Annotated in this window: 18 protein-coding genes and 1 tRNA gene; 10 read left to right on the top strand and 9 right to left on the bottom strand. The window is 39.0% G+C overall.

The window, feature by feature from the left end:
• Nucleotides 1-6 precede the first annotated feature (6 nt).
• Complete coding sequence (locus QZ576_RS17085; RefSeq protein ID WP_297099229.1) at nucleotides 7-1,149, top strand: 1-acyl-sn-glycerol-3-phosphate acyltransferase; 1,143 nt, start codon at nucleotides 7-9, stop codon at nucleotides 1,147-1,149.
• Nucleotides 1,149-1,781, top strand: coding sequence for an HAD family hydrolase (locus tag QZ576_RS17080; protein WP_297099227.1), 633 nt, complete (start codon nucleotides 1,149-1,151; stop codon nucleotides 1,779-1,781). The genes QZ576_RS17085 and QZ576_RS17080 overlap by 1 nt, the downstream gene beginning before the upstream one ends.
• Nucleotides 1,782-1,823: 42 nt before the next feature.
• On the opposite strand, the gene QZ576_RS17075 is transcribed toward QZ576_RS17080, so the two are convergent.
• Nucleotides 1,824-2,369: an ORF6N domain-containing protein gene (locus QZ576_RS17075; RefSeq protein ID WP_297099225.1), complete on the bottom strand. Its 546-nt coding sequence runs from the start codon at nucleotides 2,367-2,369 to the stop codon at nucleotides 1,824-1,826.
• A gap of 86 nt (nucleotides 2,370-2,455) precedes the next feature.
• On the opposite strand from QZ576_RS17075, the gene QZ576_RS17070 reads away from it, so the two are divergent.
• Nucleotides 2,456-2,662 (top strand): HAD hydrolase-like protein, encoded by a 207-nt coding sequence (locus QZ576_RS17070; RefSeq protein WP_297099223.1) that lies wholly within the window; start codon nucleotides 2,456-2,458, stop codon nucleotides 2,660-2,662.
• Here QZ576_RS17070 and recJ read toward each other — a convergent pair.
• Nucleotides 2,659-4,386: a single-stranded-DNA-specific exonuclease RecJ gene (gene recJ, locus QZ576_RS17065; protein WP_297099221.1), complete on the bottom strand. Its 1,728-nt coding sequence runs from the start codon at nucleotides 4,384-4,386 to the stop codon at nucleotides 2,659-2,661. The genes QZ576_RS17070 and recJ overlap by 4 nt on opposite strands.
• A gap of 242 nt (nucleotides 4,387-4,628) precedes the next feature.
• On the opposite strand from recJ, the gene lysS reads away from it, so the two are divergent.
• The 5 genes from lysS (at nucleotide 4,629) to QZ576_RS17040 (ending at nucleotide 9,193) form a co-directional block, all read left to right on the top strand.
• The gene (lysS, locus tag QZ576_RS17060; RefSeq protein ID WP_297099219.1) at nucleotides 4,629-6,335 is read left to right on the top strand and encodes a lysine--tRNA ligase; all 1,707 of its coding nucleotides are present in this window, start codon (nucleotides 4,629-4,631) and stop codon (nucleotides 6,333-6,335) included.
• A 239-nt stretch (nucleotides 6,336-6,574) separates the two neighbouring features.
• A complete protein-coding gene (locus tag QZ576_RS17055; protein WP_297099217.1) occupies nucleotides 6,575-7,423 on the top strand; it encodes a hypothetical protein in 849 nt (282 codons plus the stop codon).
• Nucleotides 7,416-8,294, top strand: coding sequence for a hypothetical protein (locus QZ576_RS17050; protein WP_297099215.1), 879 nt, complete (start codon nucleotides 7,416-7,418; stop codon nucleotides 8,292-8,294). Before QZ576_RS17055 ends, QZ576_RS17050 begins: the two co-directional genes overlap by 8 nt.
• A gap of 237 nt (nucleotides 8,295-8,531) precedes the next feature.
• Nucleotides 8,532-9,017, top strand: coding sequence for a hypothetical protein (locus tag QZ576_RS17045; RefSeq protein ID WP_297099213.1), 486 nt, complete (start codon nucleotides 8,532-8,534; stop codon nucleotides 9,015-9,017).
• A gap of 103 nt (nucleotides 9,018-9,120) precedes the next feature.
• A tRNA-Thr gene (locus tag QZ576_RS17040) sits at nucleotides 9,121-9,193 on the top strand.
• A gap of 131 nt (nucleotides 9,194-9,324) precedes the next feature.
• Here QZ576_RS17040 and QZ576_RS17035 read toward each other — a convergent pair.
• The 3 genes from QZ576_RS17035 to QZ576_RS17025 all read right to left on the bottom strand — a co-directional run bounded on the left by QZ576_RS17035 (nucleotide 9,325) and on the right by QZ576_RS17025 (nucleotide 12,273).
• The gene (locus QZ576_RS17035) at nucleotides 9,325-10,023 is read right to left on the bottom strand and encodes an energy transducer TonB (protein WP_297099211.1); all 699 of its coding nucleotides are present in this window, start codon (nucleotides 10,021-10,023) and stop codon (nucleotides 9,325-9,327) included.
• Nucleotides 10,024-10,529: 506 nt separating this feature from the next.
• Complete coding sequence (locus tag QZ576_RS17030) at nucleotides 10,530-11,276, bottom strand: PRC-barrel domain-containing protein (protein ID WP_297099209.1); 747 nt, start codon at nucleotides 11,274-11,276, stop codon at nucleotides 10,530-10,532.
• An 820-nt stretch (nucleotides 11,277-12,096) separates the two neighbouring features.
• A complete protein-coding gene (locus QZ576_RS17025; RefSeq protein WP_297099207.1) occupies nucleotides 12,097-12,273 on the bottom strand; it encodes a hypothetical protein in 177 nt (58 codons plus the stop codon).
• Between the two features lie 243 nt (nucleotides 12,274-12,516).
• Here QZ576_RS17025 and QZ576_RS17020 point away from each other — a divergent pair, with 243 nt between their 5' ends.
• The gene (locus tag QZ576_RS17020; protein WP_297099204.1) at nucleotides 12,517-14,298 is read left to right on the top strand and encodes a T9SS type A sorting domain-containing protein; all 1,782 of its coding nucleotides are present in this window, start codon (nucleotides 12,517-12,519) and stop codon (nucleotides 14,296-14,298) included.
• A 715-nt stretch (nucleotides 14,299-15,013) separates the two neighbouring features.
• On the opposite strand, the gene tsf is transcribed toward QZ576_RS17020, so the two are convergent.
• From tsf to rplM, 4 genes are all read right to left on the bottom strand, one after another.
• Entirely contained in the window at nucleotides 15,014-15,838 is an 825-nt protein-coding gene (gene tsf, locus QZ576_RS17015) for a translation elongation factor Ts (protein ID WP_297099202.1), read from the bottom strand.
• Between the two features lie 45 nt (nucleotides 15,839-15,883).
• Nucleotides 15,884-16,651 carry a 30S ribosomal protein S2 gene (gene rpsB / locus QZ576_RS17010; protein WP_297099200.1) on the bottom strand — a complete coding sequence of 256 codons (768 nt, stop codon included), beginning with the start codon at nucleotides 16,649-16,651 and terminating at the stop codon, nucleotides 15,884-15,886.
• Between the two features lie 100 nt (nucleotides 16,652-16,751).
• Entirely contained in the window at nucleotides 16,752-17,138 is a 387-nt protein-coding gene (gene rpsI, locus QZ576_RS17005) for a 30S ribosomal protein S9 (protein WP_297099198.1), read from the bottom strand.
• Complete coding sequence (gene rplM / locus QZ576_RS17000) at nucleotides 17,138-17,593, bottom strand: 50S ribosomal protein L13 (RefSeq protein ID WP_297099196.1); 456 nt, start codon at nucleotides 17,591-17,593, stop codon at nucleotides 17,138-17,140. The genes rpsI and rplM overlap by 1 nt, the downstream gene beginning before the upstream one ends.
• 392 nt (nucleotides 17,594-17,985) lie before the next feature.
• Between rplM and QZ576_RS16995 the strand changes: the two genes are divergently transcribed.
• The gene (locus tag QZ576_RS16995) at nucleotides 17,986-18,861 is read left to right on the top strand and encodes an ABC transporter permease (protein ID WP_297099193.1); all 876 of its coding nucleotides are present in this window, start codon (nucleotides 17,986-17,988) and stop codon (nucleotides 18,859-18,861) included.
• The last annotated feature ends 16 nt before the right edge of the window (nucleotides 18,862-18,877 follow it).

Genomic DNA, 18,877 nt, shown 5'->3' with positions numbered 1-18,877 from the left:
TAAATAATGCGAGACATTAATTTTGATGATATTCGCCCCTACACCGACAAAGAAGTTAAAGCTAAGATAAAGCAACTCGTTAAGGATAAAACCTTTGACGATGTGCTGCATCACCTGTTTAAAAACCGGCCAAAGGTTGAAATGGTTAAATTTCAGTTGCGCCGGGTAAGCAGTATCAAGCAGCTGCAAGGCGTATTTATTTACGATCTTTTGCACTGGCTGGTTGATAAAACTTCCGACGGGCTAAAAGTTACCGGAATTGACAAACTGGATAAAACCAAACCATACCTGTTTATTTCGAACCACCGCGATATTATTCTGGATGCCGCTTTATTGAATTTTCTGATTTTCGAGCACGGCATGAACACCACCCAGATTGCCATTGGCGACAACCTGTTGCAATACGAGTGGATAGAACATACCGTTAAGCTGAACCGCTCGTTTGTAATTAAGCGAAATTTGCCACCACGCGAACTGATGATGGCGTCGAAAAAGGTTTCGCATTTTATTCGCAAATCAATTACTGAAGACCATCTGTCGGTGTGGATTGCACAACGCGAAGGCCGCACAAAAGACGGCAACGACAAAACGCAGGAGAGTGTTTTAAAGATGCTGAACATGAGCAACACCGGCGGAATTTCAGACGGTTTTAACGAACTGAATATTGTTCCGGTTTCCATCTCGTATGAGATTGAACCTTGCGGATTGCCAAAACTTCGCGAGCTGATAAAAAAAGAACATTACGGTCGTGCCAAACAAAGCAAGGACGATTTAAAAGCGATGTCGATGGGAATGTTTGCGCCAAAAGGAAGAATGCGTTTTGCTTTTGGAACGCCCATTGAAACTCATTTTGAACTGGCCAAAAACAACGAAGAGCGAAACGCTTATATTCACCGTTTGGCAGAAATGATCGACGACCAGATTTACAAAAACTACAAGCTGTGGCCAAGCAATTTTGCGGCTTACGATATGCTGATGCAGGAGCACCGTTTTAAAGACCGCTACACCGCCGAAGAACAAAAGAAATTCGAGATTATGGTGGAACAGGCAATGGTGCACATCGACTTCCCGATAACCGATATCCAGGAGCGTTTTCTGAAATTGTATGCGTACCCGGTAATTAATAAATTCGACAGACCGAAAAAGTAATGCAAACAATTATCTGGGACTGGAACGGCACGCTGTTAAACGATCTTGACTTTTGCATTTCAACCATAAATGTGTTGCTGAAAAAGCGGCAGCTCAATCTGCTTGATCATTATTCGTACAAAGAGATATTCTCGTTTCCGGTAAAAAATTGCTACGAATCCATTGGTTTTGATTTTTCAAAAGAGGATTTCTCCGTTGCGGCGCAGGAATACATGGATATTTACAATGCGGGAGTTACCCATTGCAAATTACATTCCGGCGTTATCGACGCACTGGAGCACTTTAAAAATATGGGATTCAGGCAGTTTGTGCTTTCGGCAATGCAACAGGATATGCTGGAGTACACTTTAAAACACCAGAACATTTTTGATTATTTTGAAGGCATAGCCGGATTGAACGATCATTATGCGGCGTCGAAAGTTGAACGAGGGAAACAGTTTATCAGCGAATTGAACATCGACAGAGCACAGGCAACTATTATTGGCGATACGAACCACGATTTTGAGGTAGCACAACAACTGGAAGTTGATTGTATTTTGGTAGCCGACGGACACCAGTCGAAAGAGCGTTTAGAAGCAACCGGCGCCAAAGTAATTGACGAATTGCAGCAGCTGAAAACATTTCCGCTTTAATCCAGAAACTCACATTTTTTTTGAATTAACCACGCGGGGTGATTAACTTTCGTTATTTCTTTTGTAGCCTATTTGCCTTCTAATCACTGGCTCTTCCTGTTTCTCAATCAATTCGTCCAGATATTGAAAAACCAATTCTATGTTTTTGTCTTGGTTGGCAAGCTTCTTTTTGATTTCCTCAATGTCAAGTTTCATGCTCAGGTTATCTGTCAATGCTTCACGAACTTTTGTGAATATCCGCATAATTTGGATGTTCACTTTAATTGCTTTTTCACTGTTCAAAACACTCGACAACATTAAAACACCATGTTCGGTAAAAACATTGGGCAATTTGCGACGGCCTCCCCAACTTGATGTCGCAAATTGCGACTTCAAGTTTTCAAATTCAAATTCTGACAACTGAAACATAAAATCTTCCGGAAACCTGGAAATATTTCTTTTTACTTGCTCATTTAATCGTCGTGTTTCCACTCCATACAATTCTGCAAGATCACTATCAAGCATTACTTTTTGCTCCCTGATAAAATAAATCTTATTCATTATAATTTCATCGGGAAGCATTGAACTCTCTTGTTTATTTTCGGACATTTGATTGTTATTTAAAGGATTATAAAAATAATATTTAAAACCTTAAATCACTAATTATACTTTCGAGTCCAATTTCCGAATATGGAATGCGAACTATAATTCGCTTAGAATGTGTTTTGTTTTTAAAAAAGGTAATAATAATCGATAATACAAACCACGATTTTGAGGTAGCACAACAACTGGAAGTTGATTGTATTTTGGTTGCCGACGGTCATCAGTCGAAAGAACGCTTAGAAGCAACCGGCGCCAAAGTAATTGACGAATTGCAGCAGCTAAAAACACTTCCGCTTTAATCTAGAAACTCACGTTTTTTGATATCGCGAACAAACAATTGAAGATTGGTTTTTCCGCGATATTCGTTTTCGTTAATCGAATAACAAACATCGAAAGGCGAACCTGAAGTAATCACATCGTAAGCATCCGATTGATTAAATGCGATTCCCGGAAAAATTCCTGAATTAACATCTGGCTCAACCAAATCAAGCTTAAGGTGCTCCTGATTCTTTCCAACCAAGCGGCTGGTACCGGCATCAAAAACATCTTCGGTAACAAAAACCGGCGTCATATTATGCGGGCCAAACGGAGCAAATTGTTTCAGGATGCGGTAAAAACGCGGCGTAATTTCGCTAAGCGCAATTTTAGCATCCACCTCAATGGTTTGAATTTGCTGTTTATCCGTAATTTGTTTGGTCACAATCTCTTCAAATCGTTGTCTGAACTCCGGAATATTTTCAATACGCATCGTCAATCCCGCAGCGTACATGTGTCCGCCATACGATTCCAGCAAATCGCTGCACTGGCCGATGGCTTCGTACAAATCAAAATCGCGCACCGAACGTGCCGAGCCTGTTGCCAGACCATTCGATTCGGTTAAAATTACCGTTGGCCGGTAATACTGTTCAGTAACCCGCGACGCCACAATTCCAACAACGCCTTTATGCCAGTCGCGATTGTATAAAACGGTGCTGTTCTTGCCTTTAAACTCCGGACTGTTTTCAATGGTATCCAGGGCATCCTGGGTAATATCGCGGTCAAGCGTTTTTCGTATTTCGTTAAACGAGTCGATCTCTTCGCCCAGCAGATCCGATTTATCTTCATCGGTTGAAACCAATATCTGCACCGACTTCTTACCATGCTCAATCCGGCCCGATGCATTTAATCGGGGACCAATTTTAAATACAATATCGCTAATGGTAATTTCGGTTCCTGAGATTCCGGCAAAATTGATAATGGTTTGCAAACCAATTCCCGGATTCGAGTTCAGTTTTTTGAGGCCATAATAAGCCAGCACCCGGTTCTCGCCGGTTATCGGAACAATATCAGCAGCAATACTCACAGCTACCAAATCGAGCAGATCGTAAATTTCTTCGTAATCAATTTCGTGTCTTTTGCAGTAAGCCTGCAATAATTTGAATCCAACGCCGCAGCCCGAAAGTTCTTTGTACGGGTATTGACAATCCGATTGTTTGGCATCTAACACAGCAACAGCCGGCGGTACCTCATCATCCGGATTATGGTGGTCGCAAATAATAAAATCGATACCACGTTCTTTGGCCCCTGCAATCTTTTCAACAGCTTTAATTCCGCAGTCGAGTGCAACAATCAAGGTCACCCCTTTTTCAACGGCATAATCAATACTTTTTGGTGAAATTCCATATCCTTCGCTGTAACGATCGGGAATGTAATATTCAATATCTTTAATGCGCTGTTTTAAAAACGAATATACCAGTGCCACCGAAGTAGTTCCGTCAACATCGTAATCGCCGTAAACAATTACTTTCTCGTTATTTTCAATTGCTTGATCTAATCGGGCAACTGCTTTATCCATGTCTTTCATCAGAAAAGGATCGTGCAGATCGCTGAGTCGGGGGCGGAAAAATGCTTTGGCTTCAGCGTAGGTTTTTATTCCCCGCTGTACCAGCAAGCGCGCTATCACCATGTTCACATTTAACGCCGCTGAAAGGTGTTTTACCTCGTTTTGGTCGCCTTGTTTTTTTAAGTTCCAAATTCTATCCATGCTGCGTTATCGTGTTTCTCAAGATGTGAATGCGCAAAGATACAAAATGCAACCGCATATGGAAATAAAACATTCACCCTCAACATTATTTTTTAATTGTTTCCTGTAAGTAACAATATTTTCTCCCAATCAGTTTTACTATCTTTGCCCAAATTTTTTTAACAGGATTCGGCAAACGTTTCCATGACATTAGAATTGTCATTTAAACAAAAGTGTGACAGCAAAATAAAAGTGAAGAAGAAATGAGTCATCAGGAATTAAGCGAACAAGAGATCATCAGACGAAATTCGTTGCAAAAAATGCGCGAGTTGGGTGTTGAACCCTACCCGGCGGCACAGTACCATGTAAATACCAACACCAAAGATATAAAACAGAACTTCAAGGAAGATGAGAAGAATTTTCAGGATGTAGTGATTGCCGGCCGTTTGATGAGCCGCCGAATTATGGGGAAAGCTGCGTTTGCTGAGATCCAGGACCACGAAGGACGTATTCAGATTTACGTTAACCGCGACGAGATTTGCACGGGCGACGATAAAATGATGTACAACGAGGTATTCAAGAAATTGCTCGACATTGGCGACATCATTGGCGTAAAAGGACATGCTTTTATTACGCAAATGGGCGAATTAACCATTCATGTTACTGAATTTACAGTGCTGAATAAATCGTTGCGTCCACTGCCAATCGTTAAAGAAAAAGACGGAAAAACTTTCGATGCTTTCACCGATCCGGAACAGCGTTATCGTCAGCGTTACATCGATTTGATCGTAAATCCTGAAGTGAAAGAGACGTTCAAAAAACGGACAATCATATACAACACCATGCGCCAAATGTTTAACGAGTATGGTTATCACGAGGTGGAAACACCAATTCTGCAGCCAATTCCGGGAGGAGCTGCTGCGCGTCCGTTTATTACGCACCACAATGCGCTGAACATGCCTTTGTACATGCGTATCGCCAACGAGCTTTACCTGAAACGACTTATCGTTGGTGGTTTTGAAGGTGTTTACGAGTTCGCCAAAGATTTCCGTAACGAAGGAATGGACCGCACCCACAACCCGGAATTTACCGTGATGGAAATTTATGTGGCCTACAAAGACTACAAATGGATGATGAGCTTTACTGAAGAAATTTGTGAGCGAGTGGCAATGGCATTGCACGGCACAACAAAAGTTCAGTTGGGCGACAACATTATCGATTATAAAGCACCTTACCCACGTGTAACCATGGCCGAAGCCATTTTGGAGCACACCGGTTACGATATTAATGGTAAGTCGGAGGACGAGCTGCGCGATATCTGCAAAAAGCTTGATATTGAGATCGACGAAACCATGGGTAAAGGAAAACTGATTGACGAAATATTTGGCGAAAAATGTGAGGGCAACTACATTCAGCCAACGTTTATTACCGATTACCCGAAAGAAATGTCGCCGCTTACAAAAATGCACCGCGACAATCCGGAGCTTACAGAGCGTTTCGAGTTGATGGTTAACGGTAAAGAGCTGGCAAACGCCTACTCTGAGCTGAACGACCCGATTGACCAGCGCGAGCGTTTTGAAGATCAGCTGAAACTGTCGGAAAAAGGTGATGATGAAGCGATGTTTATCGACCAGGATTTCCTGCGTGCACTGGAATACGGAATGCCACCTACATCGGGAATGGGAATTGGAATGGACCGCTTAACCATGTTTATGACCAACAGCCCGTCGATTCAGGATGTATTGTTCTTCCCGCAAATGAAACCGGAGAAAAAAGCAGTGGAAATGACCGACGACGAAAAAGCAGTTTTCGAACTGTTGAAAGCAGAATCGCCAATCGAATTACCTGCACTAAAAGATAAAGCCGGACTGAGCAACAAAAAATGGGATAAAGCCATTAAAGGCCTCACCAAAAAGAATGTGGCTAAAGTTGAAAATACGGATGCCGGTTTGATGGTGACGGCTTTGTAGGAGCCAAGGCAAAAGTATAAAGGCAAAAGGCAAAAGGCAAAATTAAGATAGTAGAGCCTCTTCGATTTTCGGAGGGGCTTTTTTAATTGTTGGATTTTAAATTTTTGATACTTAAGGTGAGTTTCGAATTTGTCACATTATCAGAAAGATATATGTTCGAATTTGGACTTTATTTTGTAATTTTAATAGATAATTCTTGGCCGGAGCACATATGTTAAACAACCCAATACCAAGACATTATGAGGTCAATCAAAAATATTCATTACATCTTTCTTCTCATGCTTTTCCTTTCAGCGTGTTCAAAAGAAACAATTAGCCCAGAGTCAGAGCAAAAAGGAATTTATGGTGAATTAAAATCGGGAATCAACCAAGAACCTATTCAAGGAACAAGAATTTACCTCATAAACAGGAACGTATCTTTTGATCCTCATGGTCCTAATGGAACAACTATTCCAGATATAAAGTATGAAAGCCTGGACTCTACTGACACCGATATAAACGGAAAATTTAGTTTCGAGAAAGCGCCATTTGGAAAAATTGGGATATATATTTCGGATCGCCAAAATATATATAGTTTAGCAGATAGTACTGATCATATTTTAGTTGATATGGACGCAACTACTTATGAATTTATTGAATTGGAGGCAGAACCAACGCCTATCAGAGACAGTTTTGAAATTGAACTGGAAATATACAATGTAATTAACAAATACTACTTTGGCCTTGACCTAATTGAAGAAGATTATTTCCTTACTCATCCCATAAAGATAAGTTCATTTAGAACTGAAACTCAAGAAGGAATACTTGAAAGAAGAATTCCATTGGAAACCAAATCAATAACTAGCGATTCAAGTGGAGTAATAAACTTAAAATTTAAATTTATAAAAGGGTATTCAGACATTTTCTATAGTTTAAACAATGAAATTAAATTCATAGCTCATGAAATGGACGATATAAATGATATACCACAAAATCGCGGAGGTATTCGTGTTTCCTTTCCTCTGTTTGACACCTTAAGTTACCGCAAGTACACTGTTGACTACTATGATATTGATGAATATTATGGTGGAGTAAGTTTTGATGAATAAACAAACAATAGCTATGTTACTAAAACCTACCCTTATTATACCTCTTCTCCTTCTATCATCAATGATATACGGTCAATTATTAATAATGATACCTGAAAAAGAAAATCTAAAAGGGAAGGTTAAATCCTACACAGAATTATCCTTTGAAGCCATCGAACACCTTGGCAATATTGAAAAAGGGAAAAAGATTGTAAATAGCTGGAAGTATGATGTTGAAAGGAAATATGATAAGTATGGGAAACAAATAGAATGGTACGGTTATAAATCAGATGGGAGTTTGTATATAAAATACACCTATAAATACGATGAACATGGAAATTCGATTGAAGAAAACTGGTCCAACTCAGATGGTACATTAAAGATGTCGCATACATACGAATATAAATATGATATAAACGGGAATATGGTTGAAAAGATGCAGTACGATTCGGATGGTAGTTTATTCCATACGAATACTTATCAATATGATAGTAACGGAAATCAAATCGAGGTGAATCAGTTCGACTCGTATGGTAATTTAGACGAAATTCACTTTTACAATTACGATGAACATGGAAATAGAATCGAAGAAAAATTGCTCAATTCAGCTGGCATTGTATACATGAGGCACATCTACAAATATGATGATAGTGGAAACAAAATTGAATGGAACAGTTACACCGATGATATTCTAAATGGAAAGTCCACTTATAGTTATGATGAAAATGGAAATAAAATTATAGAAAAGCGGTACGGTCCCAATGGCGAATTAAGAAGTAAAAAAACTTATAGATATGATTACGACGAAAGAGGCAATTGGATTAAAAAGACCATAATCGAAGATGACACTGCTAAAACAATCCTGGAGCGTAAATATGAATATTATAAATAGGAACGATATTGCTTAAGTCGGTCGATAAGCGTCGGTTTTGTAGCGGAAGTTCGAAGACCGAAATTCAAAGACTTTAAAATATAAATTAAGCTTGCTGCTTTTGCAGGGGCTATTTTGTTGGAAGACCGGGATAATTCACATAAAACATGCTTTACACCATATCCATTTCCTTTGCCAAATGCCACATTTCCCGTATTTTAAACACACTAAAAATCTTTTTCAGTTTTACGTTGTTATATGAGTATGAAAAGTCAGGAATTCAATAAAGATTTTCATTTGAAATTAAGTGCTGAATTTAAGCGCATCGATCAGTTTTTGGAAAAATTTCAACGCCATTTTATTCGCGAACAATTGCTTATTGCAAATGAGCATCCTGACTTAAACGTGCCAAAAGATGAACTAAACAAACAGCTAATGCAATATGCCAGCCACATGTTTAATTGCGCCGACTCGGTAGCTGATAAAGATGAAAATTATAATGAAATAAGATTAACGCTCGAGCTGGAAGCCATAATCCGTGCGACAGATAAATATCCTGCACGATTCCGGGAATCGGAATTTGCCCAACAAACACATCAAAAAGCTAAAGCACTTTTAATTCAGTTTTTCCCGGATTTGATGGAACTCTCGGCCAACGGATTTCGCTTGTTAGAGAAGTATTGTTTGTTCTACAACCTCGAATTCAATTCGAGTCTCGAAGAAAACAAAACAGCTTTAGATTAACAGAAACACTTTCCCAAACAATTAATTCCCTCCATTTTCTTTTGCTGCATTATCATTTGGCATATTTAATATCACGAAAAATAGTTACTATTGTACCAATCAGGCCTCTTTAGCTCAGCTGGTAGAGCAGCTCATTCGTAATGAGCAGGTCGCGGGTTCGAATCCCGTGAGAGGCTCGTTACTCTTATTTTCTCCTACTCTAAAAACAGGTTAAGCTGCAAATTCCAATTAACAAGTAACGTAAAACAGCAAATAAAAACACCGACCAAAATTATGGCCGGTGCTCTTAATTTTTTAACTGTTATTTCTATCGCATAAACGGATGATTTTCAAGCTCGAAGGTAATTGGAATTACTGCCAACGAAGCTACTTCAACACCTTCAACTTCGGCAGGTTCCCATTCACCCGAGGTTTCGTGTACGGCAGCAATTGCCTGTTCCTCAAGGTCGTCAAGATAACTTTCAACCGATGTTTCAATGTTCGTACTTGTAGTTACAAATGGTATCGTACCATCATCATCCACAACTACTTTCACATAAATGGTTCCTTCAACGCCCCAGTTTTTAGCATCTTTCGGATATTCAAGGTTACTTAATATTTCCTGCTCTAATGCTTGTTCACCACCTTCATACATCGCATGTTTATCAATATCGTAAAAAACTCCAACGCGTTCGTCGGTTTTCGTTACCATATTCCGATGATGGTTTAAGTTGAACAAAACTACTTCCATACGTTTTCTGTCGATCTCATCATCAATTCCGGTTACCACTACATCTTGTACTTTACCATTTTTAAGGCCGTACTTAAATGTAAAAGCCGGATATTTTTCAATGATCTCTTTCAACTGGTCGGCATATTCCATATCCTGGTTATGCATGTCTTTTGTATTGAAAGCCGTATTTACCTTTTTTTCCTGAGCCTGCAGTGGCAATACCGCCACGGAAACTAAGAATCCAAGTGCGAATAAAAGTGTCTTAAAATTAAATTGTTTTCTAAATTGTTTCATAACTAAATTTTCTCCTTTTCTTTTCTGTGTTTTAGAAAGTTGACTGAAACAAGCCTGCCTTTCCGAACTATTAAAATTGCTGTTCGTAGCTCAACTGCCTGTTTCAGGTTTTATTATTAATAGTTAAAATACCGTGCCACAATCCGAATCTTAGCCCTAATTACCAGAATTTATGACGTTTTTTGAGGAAGGACAATTGTGCTGAAATTCTGCAGTAACTAGACATTTTATCGGCACACCAATCTCTCTATACTACTAATCATAAGCTATTTAGAATCGATCCAGATTGACAAACAAATGGAGAAAAATCCAATACGCTATTTCTTGAATGCATACCCCTTCTAAGAAAATAAAGTTGAAACCTTTGCTTCATCAATAATAACAAGGCAAACGTGAAAATATTCTACAGTAATTCACTGATTTTCCACACATTGCAATTATTACAGCAATAAAAAAAAACCGAAGACTTCTGCCTTCGGCTTTTTAATATTCTACTTCAATTCGTTCTATTTCCTTTTACCGTGATAATCGTAAAGAACTTCTTCCAACTCGGCATTTACTGCATCATCCGGATTATATTCCGGCGAGTCTTTAATGGCTTCTTTTGTCATATCAACACGGGCTTCGCGGTCTGCAAAACTGATCTTGTCAATCACCTCGATCGGAAGAATCACTTTCTTACTCCATGGGAACAAATTATTTGTGTCTACCACAAAGTACAGAATCTGCCAATCGGTGTCATCAATAATCATATCGGAAATATGTCCGAATTTGTCGTCAGTGGCGTTAATTCCATATCCCTTAATCTCGTTAAAACTACGCAAACTTGTATCAATATCTTCTTCCTTAATTACCTTACGCGGCGCTCTGAATGCTACTCCCGGATAAAATACAACTTCATTTCCGGCAAATGCTGCAGAATCGACCATCCAGTAAGGATATTTAATCCCGTAGTAGTCGGCCAGCTTTCGTTCGTAAATACGCGAAACCGGCATGTCAAAACTCAAATTAGGCGACCGTTTAATATTGTCGACACTCAAGTTAATCTTGAAAGTCTTGTCTTCCCAATCCGGTTCACCTAGGAAATTATAGGGCACTAACACCCTGTTCTGATTAAAGAAGCTTCCCAAATCCACTTCCACGTAACGTATTATCCAACTCTTTTCGTCGAACAAAAAGTTATTTACCTTACCTTCTTCTCCGTTTTTCGCTTGAACGGAATATCCTATTAATTCTTTTAAACTACGTTTCATAATACCTGATTTTATATTTTTCTGTGCACTATTGCACGCTACTTTCTCCACCTGTTTATATTGTGTTTCTTCCTGGTTGTCAAATCAATTTTTAACTGCTGAGTTCACGCAACTTTATTGATTCATTAGTAATATCAACTCCAAACATGTGCCACGGTAGCCCAAACAATTAATACCAATTGGTTTTCACACTGTTTTTCAGCACCTTAATAAATCTAAAGGATTTTATAGAGTTCGAGGAAAAGTGAAATTGTTGTGGAAAAAAAGTCACATTAAGTGTGGAGAAGTGTTACAGGTTGAAATCAATATTAAGGGGAAAAACGAAAAGTGCCCAGTAACTTAAGTTGTAAAATGTGGAAGGAAATTTTAATGAAGTAATTTTTGAAAAGGGGGCAGAAATCCATATTACAGATTTTCGCAAATCCGTTTTGGAGCCAAGGAAGAATTTCAACGATTGACGACTAAACAGAAATTAATGATTCTGTTTCACATCAAGGTAACTTCTGTACATCATTACTGAAATCGCCATCAGAAATAATACACCATAAATTAGAACTGCCATAATTGTTGTTTTTAAAGTACAGTTGAAGTTACGGCTTAAAACAGCAGTTGTTTCGCTTTAAATGAGGGAGTTATCAAAATCCAATTGTTAATATCTAGCAGAATATCAGTGTTTAAGAGGTAAGTACAAACAGAAAAATGTGAGTATTTAGGTTTTAAGGAAAGTGGTTAAATAAGTACAAACTACGCCTGTTATGGCATTTACTCCATTCAATCAGTGGTATTTCATGGGTGCAGCCCCATACCAAAATACTTTTAGCTATGTTTTACATCCCGATAGCATAAAATCAATACTGCAACGATTATAGCTATCACGACGCTTCCATATACAAAAATTGCCATAATAACTGGTTTTTAACTTATTAACTATTTCACTTGTTTGCCAAAGCTCTGCATTTTGCCCAGCAAACAAGTCTTCCTTCAACATTACTTTCATAATATTTCGTTTATGTCAAGCCAATTATTTATACGCAAAAAGCGTGCAAAAAGATTACCTTTTCGTCTTTTTTGGAATATTTATATAGGACGTAAACAAAACATATTTTAGTCAACACAAAAAACTCAACTGCCCGGAGAAATGCGGCCCTTTGTTTTTGCCTCAGTTATCCGTAACTTGATTTAATTATTCCCTGACCTACAATATGCGATAATGAAGTTGGCAAAATTTAAAATTCTGCTTATGAAGAAATTTTACACAAACTCGAAATTATTGCTGTTACTAACCGCTTTGCTCACGACCTTTGCCGCAACAGGCCAGGAGTCGCTTGAAATCTTTGGCGGAGACCTAACACTAAACCCCGACACCATGTACGAAGTTTCGGCTGTTTATACCGACACTTCCGGCACTGCAGTAGATGATGCTAAAATTAAATGGAATACCGAACCCGGCTACCTGGGAAAAGTAAACCAAGATGGATTTTTAATCACCAACCATCCCGGCGAAGGTTATTTGATTGCCAAATACAAAGACCTGCGCGATTCGGTAATGCTGAAAGTAAACGGCCCCGTTAAAGACGATGATGACGAGGACGAAGATGATGAGTATAAAATGGAGGACGAGTATCCGAAGATTAAAATTGTTCCCGACCATATAAAAGTGGAAGTGAGCGATTCGGTGGAACTTCGTGCTTTTTATATCGATTCAACAGGAACAAAAGTTGATACTTCGTTTGTTTGGTCGGCTGAACCGGCTGAATTGGGAATGTTCCCCGATCCGGAAGTAAACATGTTCTATTCGACAGAAAATACCGGGCACGGAACTATAATTGCTACGCTGGGTGATTTGGCCGACACGGCAAAAGTTACCGTTTACGAAAGCAAAGCCAAAAAGGAGAAAAAAGAAAAACAGGAACAAGCTGAAAATAACCGTGGCAACCAGCTTACCATTGAGCCTGGCGATATGATGGTTTATACCGGACATGAGCCTATTCTGTACGAAGCTGATTACAAAACAAACGGTAACAAACACCAGGATGCTGAATTTTTATGGAGCGTTTCGGACACCAGTGTTGCTACAATTTCGGAAGAAGGTTTAGTTACGCTAAGCGGCGAAACAGGAATGACATTGGTACATGCCGAATACAGCAATTTTAAAGCTTCGGTTGAACTGCTGGTTGTTGACTCAACAGTTGATATGGAAGTGAATACCATTTCAATCAGAAGAGTACTACCCGACGGACAGGAACTAAAAGCAAAAACTTTTAAAGAAGGTGAAAGCTATAAAATTGGTGGTCTTCCCTACCCGTTAAACATTTTGAATGCGGGAATGCTGCATTTTCCTTATGGATGTATCGATGAAGACATTGAGATTTTCATGTTTATTCCTGAAGAATATGCCGAAGTTAGCGATAGCAGCAACGAAGTTACATTTACCGACGAGGTAATAACCGGCGTAAAATTCAGTGTTAAACCGGTTGGGTCGGATACCATTGTTGAGCCGTATTATTTTAACGTACCTGTTAATTTAAGTTTGGTATTTAAGCACGATCTGCTAGACTCATTGGGAGTAACACCCGAAGAACTGGATGTATTTTTTGCCGAAAATACCGGCTTCGAAGAGATTGACGAGCATGTAGCGGTTGACACCGTAAGAAATAAAATTTATGCCAACATTATTCACTTCAGCACCATTGTTGTAAAACAAGGTGATGCCACAACATCGGTTGAAAATATAGTGCCGATTCCGGAGACTGATTTCGCTGTGTACCCGAATCCGTTTAGCTCAACAGCTACTATTCAGTTTATGATCAGCGACGCTTCGGATATTCAGATTGAAATTTACAACCTGTTCGGACAGCGTGTTCAACAAATTACCGAACGCCGTTACAACGAAGGCATACACCGCCTGCAATGGAAAGGCGACGACATGAATGGCGCACCTGCCACTTCCGGAGTTTACCTGTGCCGCTTTATTAAAGACGGCCAAATTAGCCAGGTGAAAAAATTAGTATTGAAACGATAAGATTACCTCAACATAGAAACTGAGCCTTTTGCAGACAGTAATTCTGGAAAGGCTCTTTTTTTTGCATAAAACATTCATGATTTATGGAATCACCAACAGGGATGAAAGGATATCAATATTGTTTCACGCAAAGAAAAGAAGAAGCGCAAAATTCGCAAAGGTAAAGAGTCTGGTTTGCGTGCTTTGCGAAAACTTAGAGATCTCTGCGTGAACATTTTTGTTTGTATCAAATTGACTTGCATAAAAAACATTCATGATTCCCAGAAATCACCAACAGTGATGAAAGTGAGGCCTAACGACAGAATTTCATAAAAAAATCAGATTACGAGGCGCATACAGCAGTTGTGCGTTGAATAACTGATTATTTGCGCCTTTGATTTACTTTCTCATCAACCCCGGGTTTCACCCGAGGTTAAGCATGTTTTATCCCTTCGGGATATTGAATTGGATGACAACGTTAAAACGACTTTATTGACTAGCTACTATGTCGGAATTGCAAATTTTTCATGACGCTGGAAGTGTCTAATGTGAATAACCCGGTGCGTAGCGCCGTGATGAAATGACCAAAGCGAAATCGTCCGGCGAAGAAAGCAGATCGAAGCCAGATGGTTCTTCCGGACGAAACACAAAAGGCAGTACACCTAAAAAGATGGGGACTTGCATAAAAAAAGCCACCCGAAAATCGGATGGCTTTCAATATATGCTTTTGCTTGTATTAAGCGTTCAAAGTAAAGCGATCGAAAGCTGTTACTGTTAAGTCTGCATCAGCTTGCTTTAAGTAATCTTTTACCGGCATTTTTCCGTCTTTAACGAAAGCCTGGTTTAAAAGAGTTACATCTTTATACCACTTGTTCAATGAACCTTGAGCAATTTTTTCAAGCATTGCTTCCGGTTTACCTTCTTTGCGGTATTTTTCTTTAGCGAACTCTAATTCCTTATCAATTTCAGCTTGTGGAATTGAATCTTCGTTTACAGCAACAGGAGCCATAGCAGCTACCTGCATTGCAATGTCTTTTCCGACCTGATTATCAACAGCTTTGTTGAAAGCAACAAGAGTTGACAATTTGTTTCCAGGGTGGATGTAAGGAACTACAGCCTCGTCGGCTAAACATTTGTAGTATGAAAGGTCAAGTTTCTCACCAGTAACACCAGTTTGCTCAGTAACCAATGATTCAATGCTGGTACCATCAATTTCAAGGGCTTTTAATGCTTCCAAACTTTCTGGTTTAGCTTCCAATGCTTTTGCCAAAATTTTCTCAGCAAATGCTACAAAGCTTTCGTTTTTAGCAACGAAGTCAGTTTCGCAATTCAATACAACGATTGCACCGAATTTACCGTCTTCAGTTGATTTTGCAATAGCTACACCTTCAGCGGCGTCTCTGTCTGCACGTTTGTTAGCAATTAATTTTCCTTTTTCGCGGATGATTTCCAGTGCTTTATCAAAGTCACCTTCGGCGTCTTTCAGGGCATTTTTGCAATCCATCATCCCTGCGCCCGATACTTTACGCAATTTTACTACGTCTGCTGTTGTAAAAGACATAATTAAAATTTCTTTTAAATGGTTTATAGTTTACTTAACCTTTACTTACTCTTCAGAAGTTTCTTCTGCTTTAGCTGCCTTCTTTTTAGGAGCCTCTTCAGTTGCGTCTTCTTTATCTTTCTCAATTTTGCGCTCGCTCAAACCAGCTTTAACAGCGTCGCACATCTCACCAACAATAATGCGGATTGACTGAGAAGCGTCGTCGTTAGCAGGAATTACAAAGTCGATATCCTCAGGATTTGAGTTAGTATCAACAATTGCAAATACTGGAATACCCAGTTTTTTTGCTTCGCGAACAGCAATTTTTTCTTTCAATACGTCAACAACAAATAATGCAGCTGGCAAACGGGTAAGGTCTGAGATTGAACCCAATACTTTATCCAGTTTCGCACGCTGACGAGTGATTTGTAGTTTTTCGCGTTTTGAAAGGTTATCCCAACTTGTGTCCTTCATCATTTTATCGATGGAGATCATTTTTTTAACCGCTTTACGGATTGTTGGGAAGTTGGTAAGCATACCTCCTGGCCAGCGCTCAGTTACGTAAGGCATTCCTACCTCTTTAACTTGCTCTGCAACCAATTCTTTGGCTTGCTTTTTAGTTGCTACGAATAAAATTTTACGACCTGATTTTGCAATTTGTTTGATGGCTGCAGCAGCTTCATCAATTTTTACAACTGTTTTTTGCAGATCGATAATGTGGATACCGTTTTTCTCCATGAAGATATAAGGCTCCATGTTTGGATTCCACTTTCTTTTCAGGTGACCAAAATGAGCACCTGCTTCCAATAATTCTTGAAAATTTGTTTTTGGCATCTTTTTACTTTTTCTATGCTCTAAAAGCAACCACTGAGTAGTCCGTCTGATGACGAAATCACAGCCGTTTTAGATCCATATAATTTGATAAATAATAATCTTAACGTTTTGAGAATTGGAAACGTTTTCTTGCTTTTGGTTGTCCCGGCTTTTTACGTTCCACCTCGCGTGGGTCTCTGGTAACAAAACCTGCAGCTTTCAACTGTGGTCTTGACTCAGGATCGATTTCCATTAATGCACGGGTAACTGCCAAACGGAAGGCTTCTGCCTGACCTTTTGGGCCACCGCCATCAAGGTTTGCTTTGATATCGTATTTCTCTGCAACCTCAAGAAGGTTTAATGGTTGCAATGCAATGTATTGCAATGTTTCTGCAGGAAAGTACTCTTTAAGTTCCCTTTTATTGATGGTAATATTTCCTTTACCTTCGCTTACGTAAATACGAGCAACAGCTGATTTTCTACGTCCGATTGTGTTTATTACTTCCATTATTTAATCGTATTTAAATCAACAACTTTTGGTTTTTGAGCCTCATATTTGTGCTCAGCACCAATTACAACATGCAAATTTCTGAATAAGTCGCTACCTAATTTGTTTTTAGGAAGCATACCTTTTACAGCTTTCTCAACCAAACGCTCAGGATATTTAGCTAAAATATCTTGTGGAGTTTGAGTACGCTGTCCACCAGGGTAACCACTGTGACGAACATAAATTTTGTCCGACATTTTTTTACCGGTTAAGGCAACTTTTTCAGCGTTGATAACGATTACGTTATCACCACAATCTACGTGAGGTGTGAAATTTGGCTTGTATTTACCTCTTAACATTTTGGCAACTACACTTGCCAAACGTCCCAATACCATATTTTCAGCATCAACAACTACCCACTCTTTGTTAACGGTAGCTTTGTTTGCCGAAACAGTTTTATAACTAAGTGTGTCCACTTTTCTAATTTTTTATTGTTTAAAACACTTCTGATTTTACTTTTCGTCGCATTTTTTGTCTCAACGGAATTTTTCGACAAACTGCTTACTCCAAGAAAATCAACTATTTACACTCCTTATTTCTAAGGATAATAATCGGGACTGCAAAAGTATTCTCTTTTTTTGGATTTCCAAAGAAATAACAGTCAAAAATTCAATTAGTTAAATGATTTTCTGACCGATATGGATTCCTTTTCTGAAAACAGCTCAAATCTACCATTCTCCGCAGGATTCGCAACAATAACCTCAGATGAATTTAATGTTAACACACCATTGTAAAAAAGAAGGTAAAGCGAAATTATTGTCGCTCACAAAATTATATACATTTGTAAGAAGTAGATATTTGAAGCAGCATGAGCAAAAAACCGAAAAAGTTTAAAAAGCGTTTTTTCAATTCCTGGATTACTTCGTTAACCAGTATTACGCTTGTGCTTATTTTGCTGGGAATGCTGAGTTTTATTCTTATCAACAGCAAAAAGCTATCGGATTATGTGCGCGAAAAAATCGGGTTCACACTGGTGCTTGCCGACGATTTGCGTGAATCGGAAATCATTAGGCTGCAGAAAATTTTAAGTGCCGGCGAATTTGTAAAATCGGTCAACTATATCGACAAAGAATCGGCCGCCAACGAATTAACAAAAGAGCTTGGCGAAGATTTCCAGGGATTTCTGGGCTACAACCCGTTGTTTGCATCGCTCGATATTAAACTAAACGCCGCCTACACTCACACCGACAGTCTTCAGGTTTTGGAACAGAAGTTTTTGGAATACCCTCAGGTTACCGAAGTTTATTACCAGAAAAACCTGGTTACGCTAATCAATGAAAACGTTAGAAAGATAAGTCTGGCACTTCTTATTTTAAGCGGACTGCTTACATTCATATTCTTTGGTTTGATTAACAACACCATTCGGCTGCTGATTTATTCGCAACGGTTTACCATAAATACCATGCAAATGGTGGGAGCCAGCAAAGGTTTTATTCGTAAACCATTTTTAATAAAAAGTTTATTTCTCGGTGCGCTTGGCGGAATCTTGGCCAACACCATTCTAATTGGCAGTATTTATATATATAAACAAGAACTCTACGGATTGATAAATTTTGCCGATCTGCAAACGATCATGCTCATTGGCGGCATTGTGTTTTTGCTGGGCTTTAGCATCTCATTTTTATCAACGTGGCTGGCGCTGGGTAAATTCCTTCGTATGAAATTTGATGAATTATTTTATTAATTATCTTTACACCACA

The organism is uncultured Draconibacterium sp. (assembly GCF_913060805.1).
GTDB lineage: Bacteria > Bacteroidota > Bacteroidia > Bacteroidales > Prolixibacteraceae > Draconibacterium.
Note: the sequence above shows the minus strand (reverse complement) of the source record. Positions and strands in the feature narration are given on the sequence as shown.

What these genes read in the sequence shown, in the direction of transcription:
- lysS (WP_297099219.1), top strand. Translation starts at nt 4,629, where the DNA reads ATGAGTCATCAGGAATTAAGCGAACAAGAGATCATCAGACGAAATTCG.
- tsf (WP_297099202.1), bottom strand. Translation starts at nt 15,838, where the DNA reads ATGTCTTTTACAACAGCAGACGTAGTAAAATTGCGTAAAGTATCGGGC.
- QZ576_RS17035 (WP_297099211.1), bottom strand. Translation starts at nt 10,023, where the DNA reads ATGAAACAATTTAGAAAACAATTTAATTTTAAGACACTTTTATTCGCA.
- recJ (WP_297099221.1), bottom strand. Translation starts at nt 4,386, where the DNA reads ATGGATAGAATTTGGAACTTAAAAAAACAAGGCGACCAAAACGAGGTA.
- rpsI (WP_297099198.1), bottom strand. Translation starts at nt 17,138, where the DNA reads ATGGAAGTAATAAACACAATCGGACGTAGAAAATCAGCTGTTGCTCGT.
- QZ576_RS17025 (WP_297099207.1), bottom strand. Translation starts at nt 12,273, where the DNA reads ATGAAAGTAATGTTGAAGGAAGACTTGTTTGCTGGGCAAAATGCAGAG.
- QZ576_RS17055 (WP_297099217.1), top strand. Translation starts at nt 6,575, where the DNA reads ATGAGGTCAATCAAAAATATTCATTACATCTTTCTTCTCATGCTTTTC.
- rpsB (WP_297099200.1), bottom strand. Translation starts at nt 16,651, where the DNA reads ATGCCAAAAACAAATTTTCAAGAATTATTGGAAGCAGGTGCTCATTTT.
- QZ576_RS17070 (WP_297099223.1), top strand. Translation starts at nt 2,456, where the DNA reads ATGCGAACTATAATTCGCTTAGAATGTGTTTTGTTTTTAAAAAAGGTA.
- QZ576_RS17050 (WP_297099215.1), top strand. Translation starts at nt 7,416, where the DNA reads ATGAATAAACAAACAATAGCTATGTTACTAAAACCTACCCTTATTATA.
- QZ576_RS17030 (WP_297099209.1), bottom strand. Translation starts at nt 11,276, where the DNA reads ATGAAACGTAGTTTAAAAGAATTAATAGGATATTCCGTTCAAGCGAAA.
- QZ576_RS17045 (WP_297099213.1), top strand. Translation starts at nt 8,532, where the DNA reads ATGAGTATGAAAAGTCAGGAATTCAATAAAGATTTTCATTTGAAATTA.
- QZ576_RS17020 (WP_297099204.1), top strand. Translation starts at nt 12,517, where the DNA reads ATGAAGAAATTTTACACAAACTCGAAATTATTGCTGTTACTAACCGCT.
- QZ576_RS16995 (WP_297099193.1), top strand. Translation starts at nt 17,986, where the DNA reads ATGAGCAAAAAACCGAAAAAGTTTAAAAAGCGTTTTTTCAATTCCTGG.
- QZ576_RS17085 (WP_297099229.1), top strand. Translation starts at nt 7, where the DNA reads ATGCGAGACATTAATTTTGATGATATTCGCCCCTACACCGACAAAGAA.
- QZ576_RS17075 (WP_297099225.1), bottom strand. Translation starts at nt 2,369, where the DNA reads ATGTCCGAAAATAAACAAGAGAGTTCAATGCTTCCCGATGAAATTATA.
- QZ576_RS17080 (WP_297099227.1), top strand. Translation starts at nt 1,149, where the DNA reads ATGCAAACAATTATCTGGGACTGGAACGGCACGCTGTTAAACGATCTT.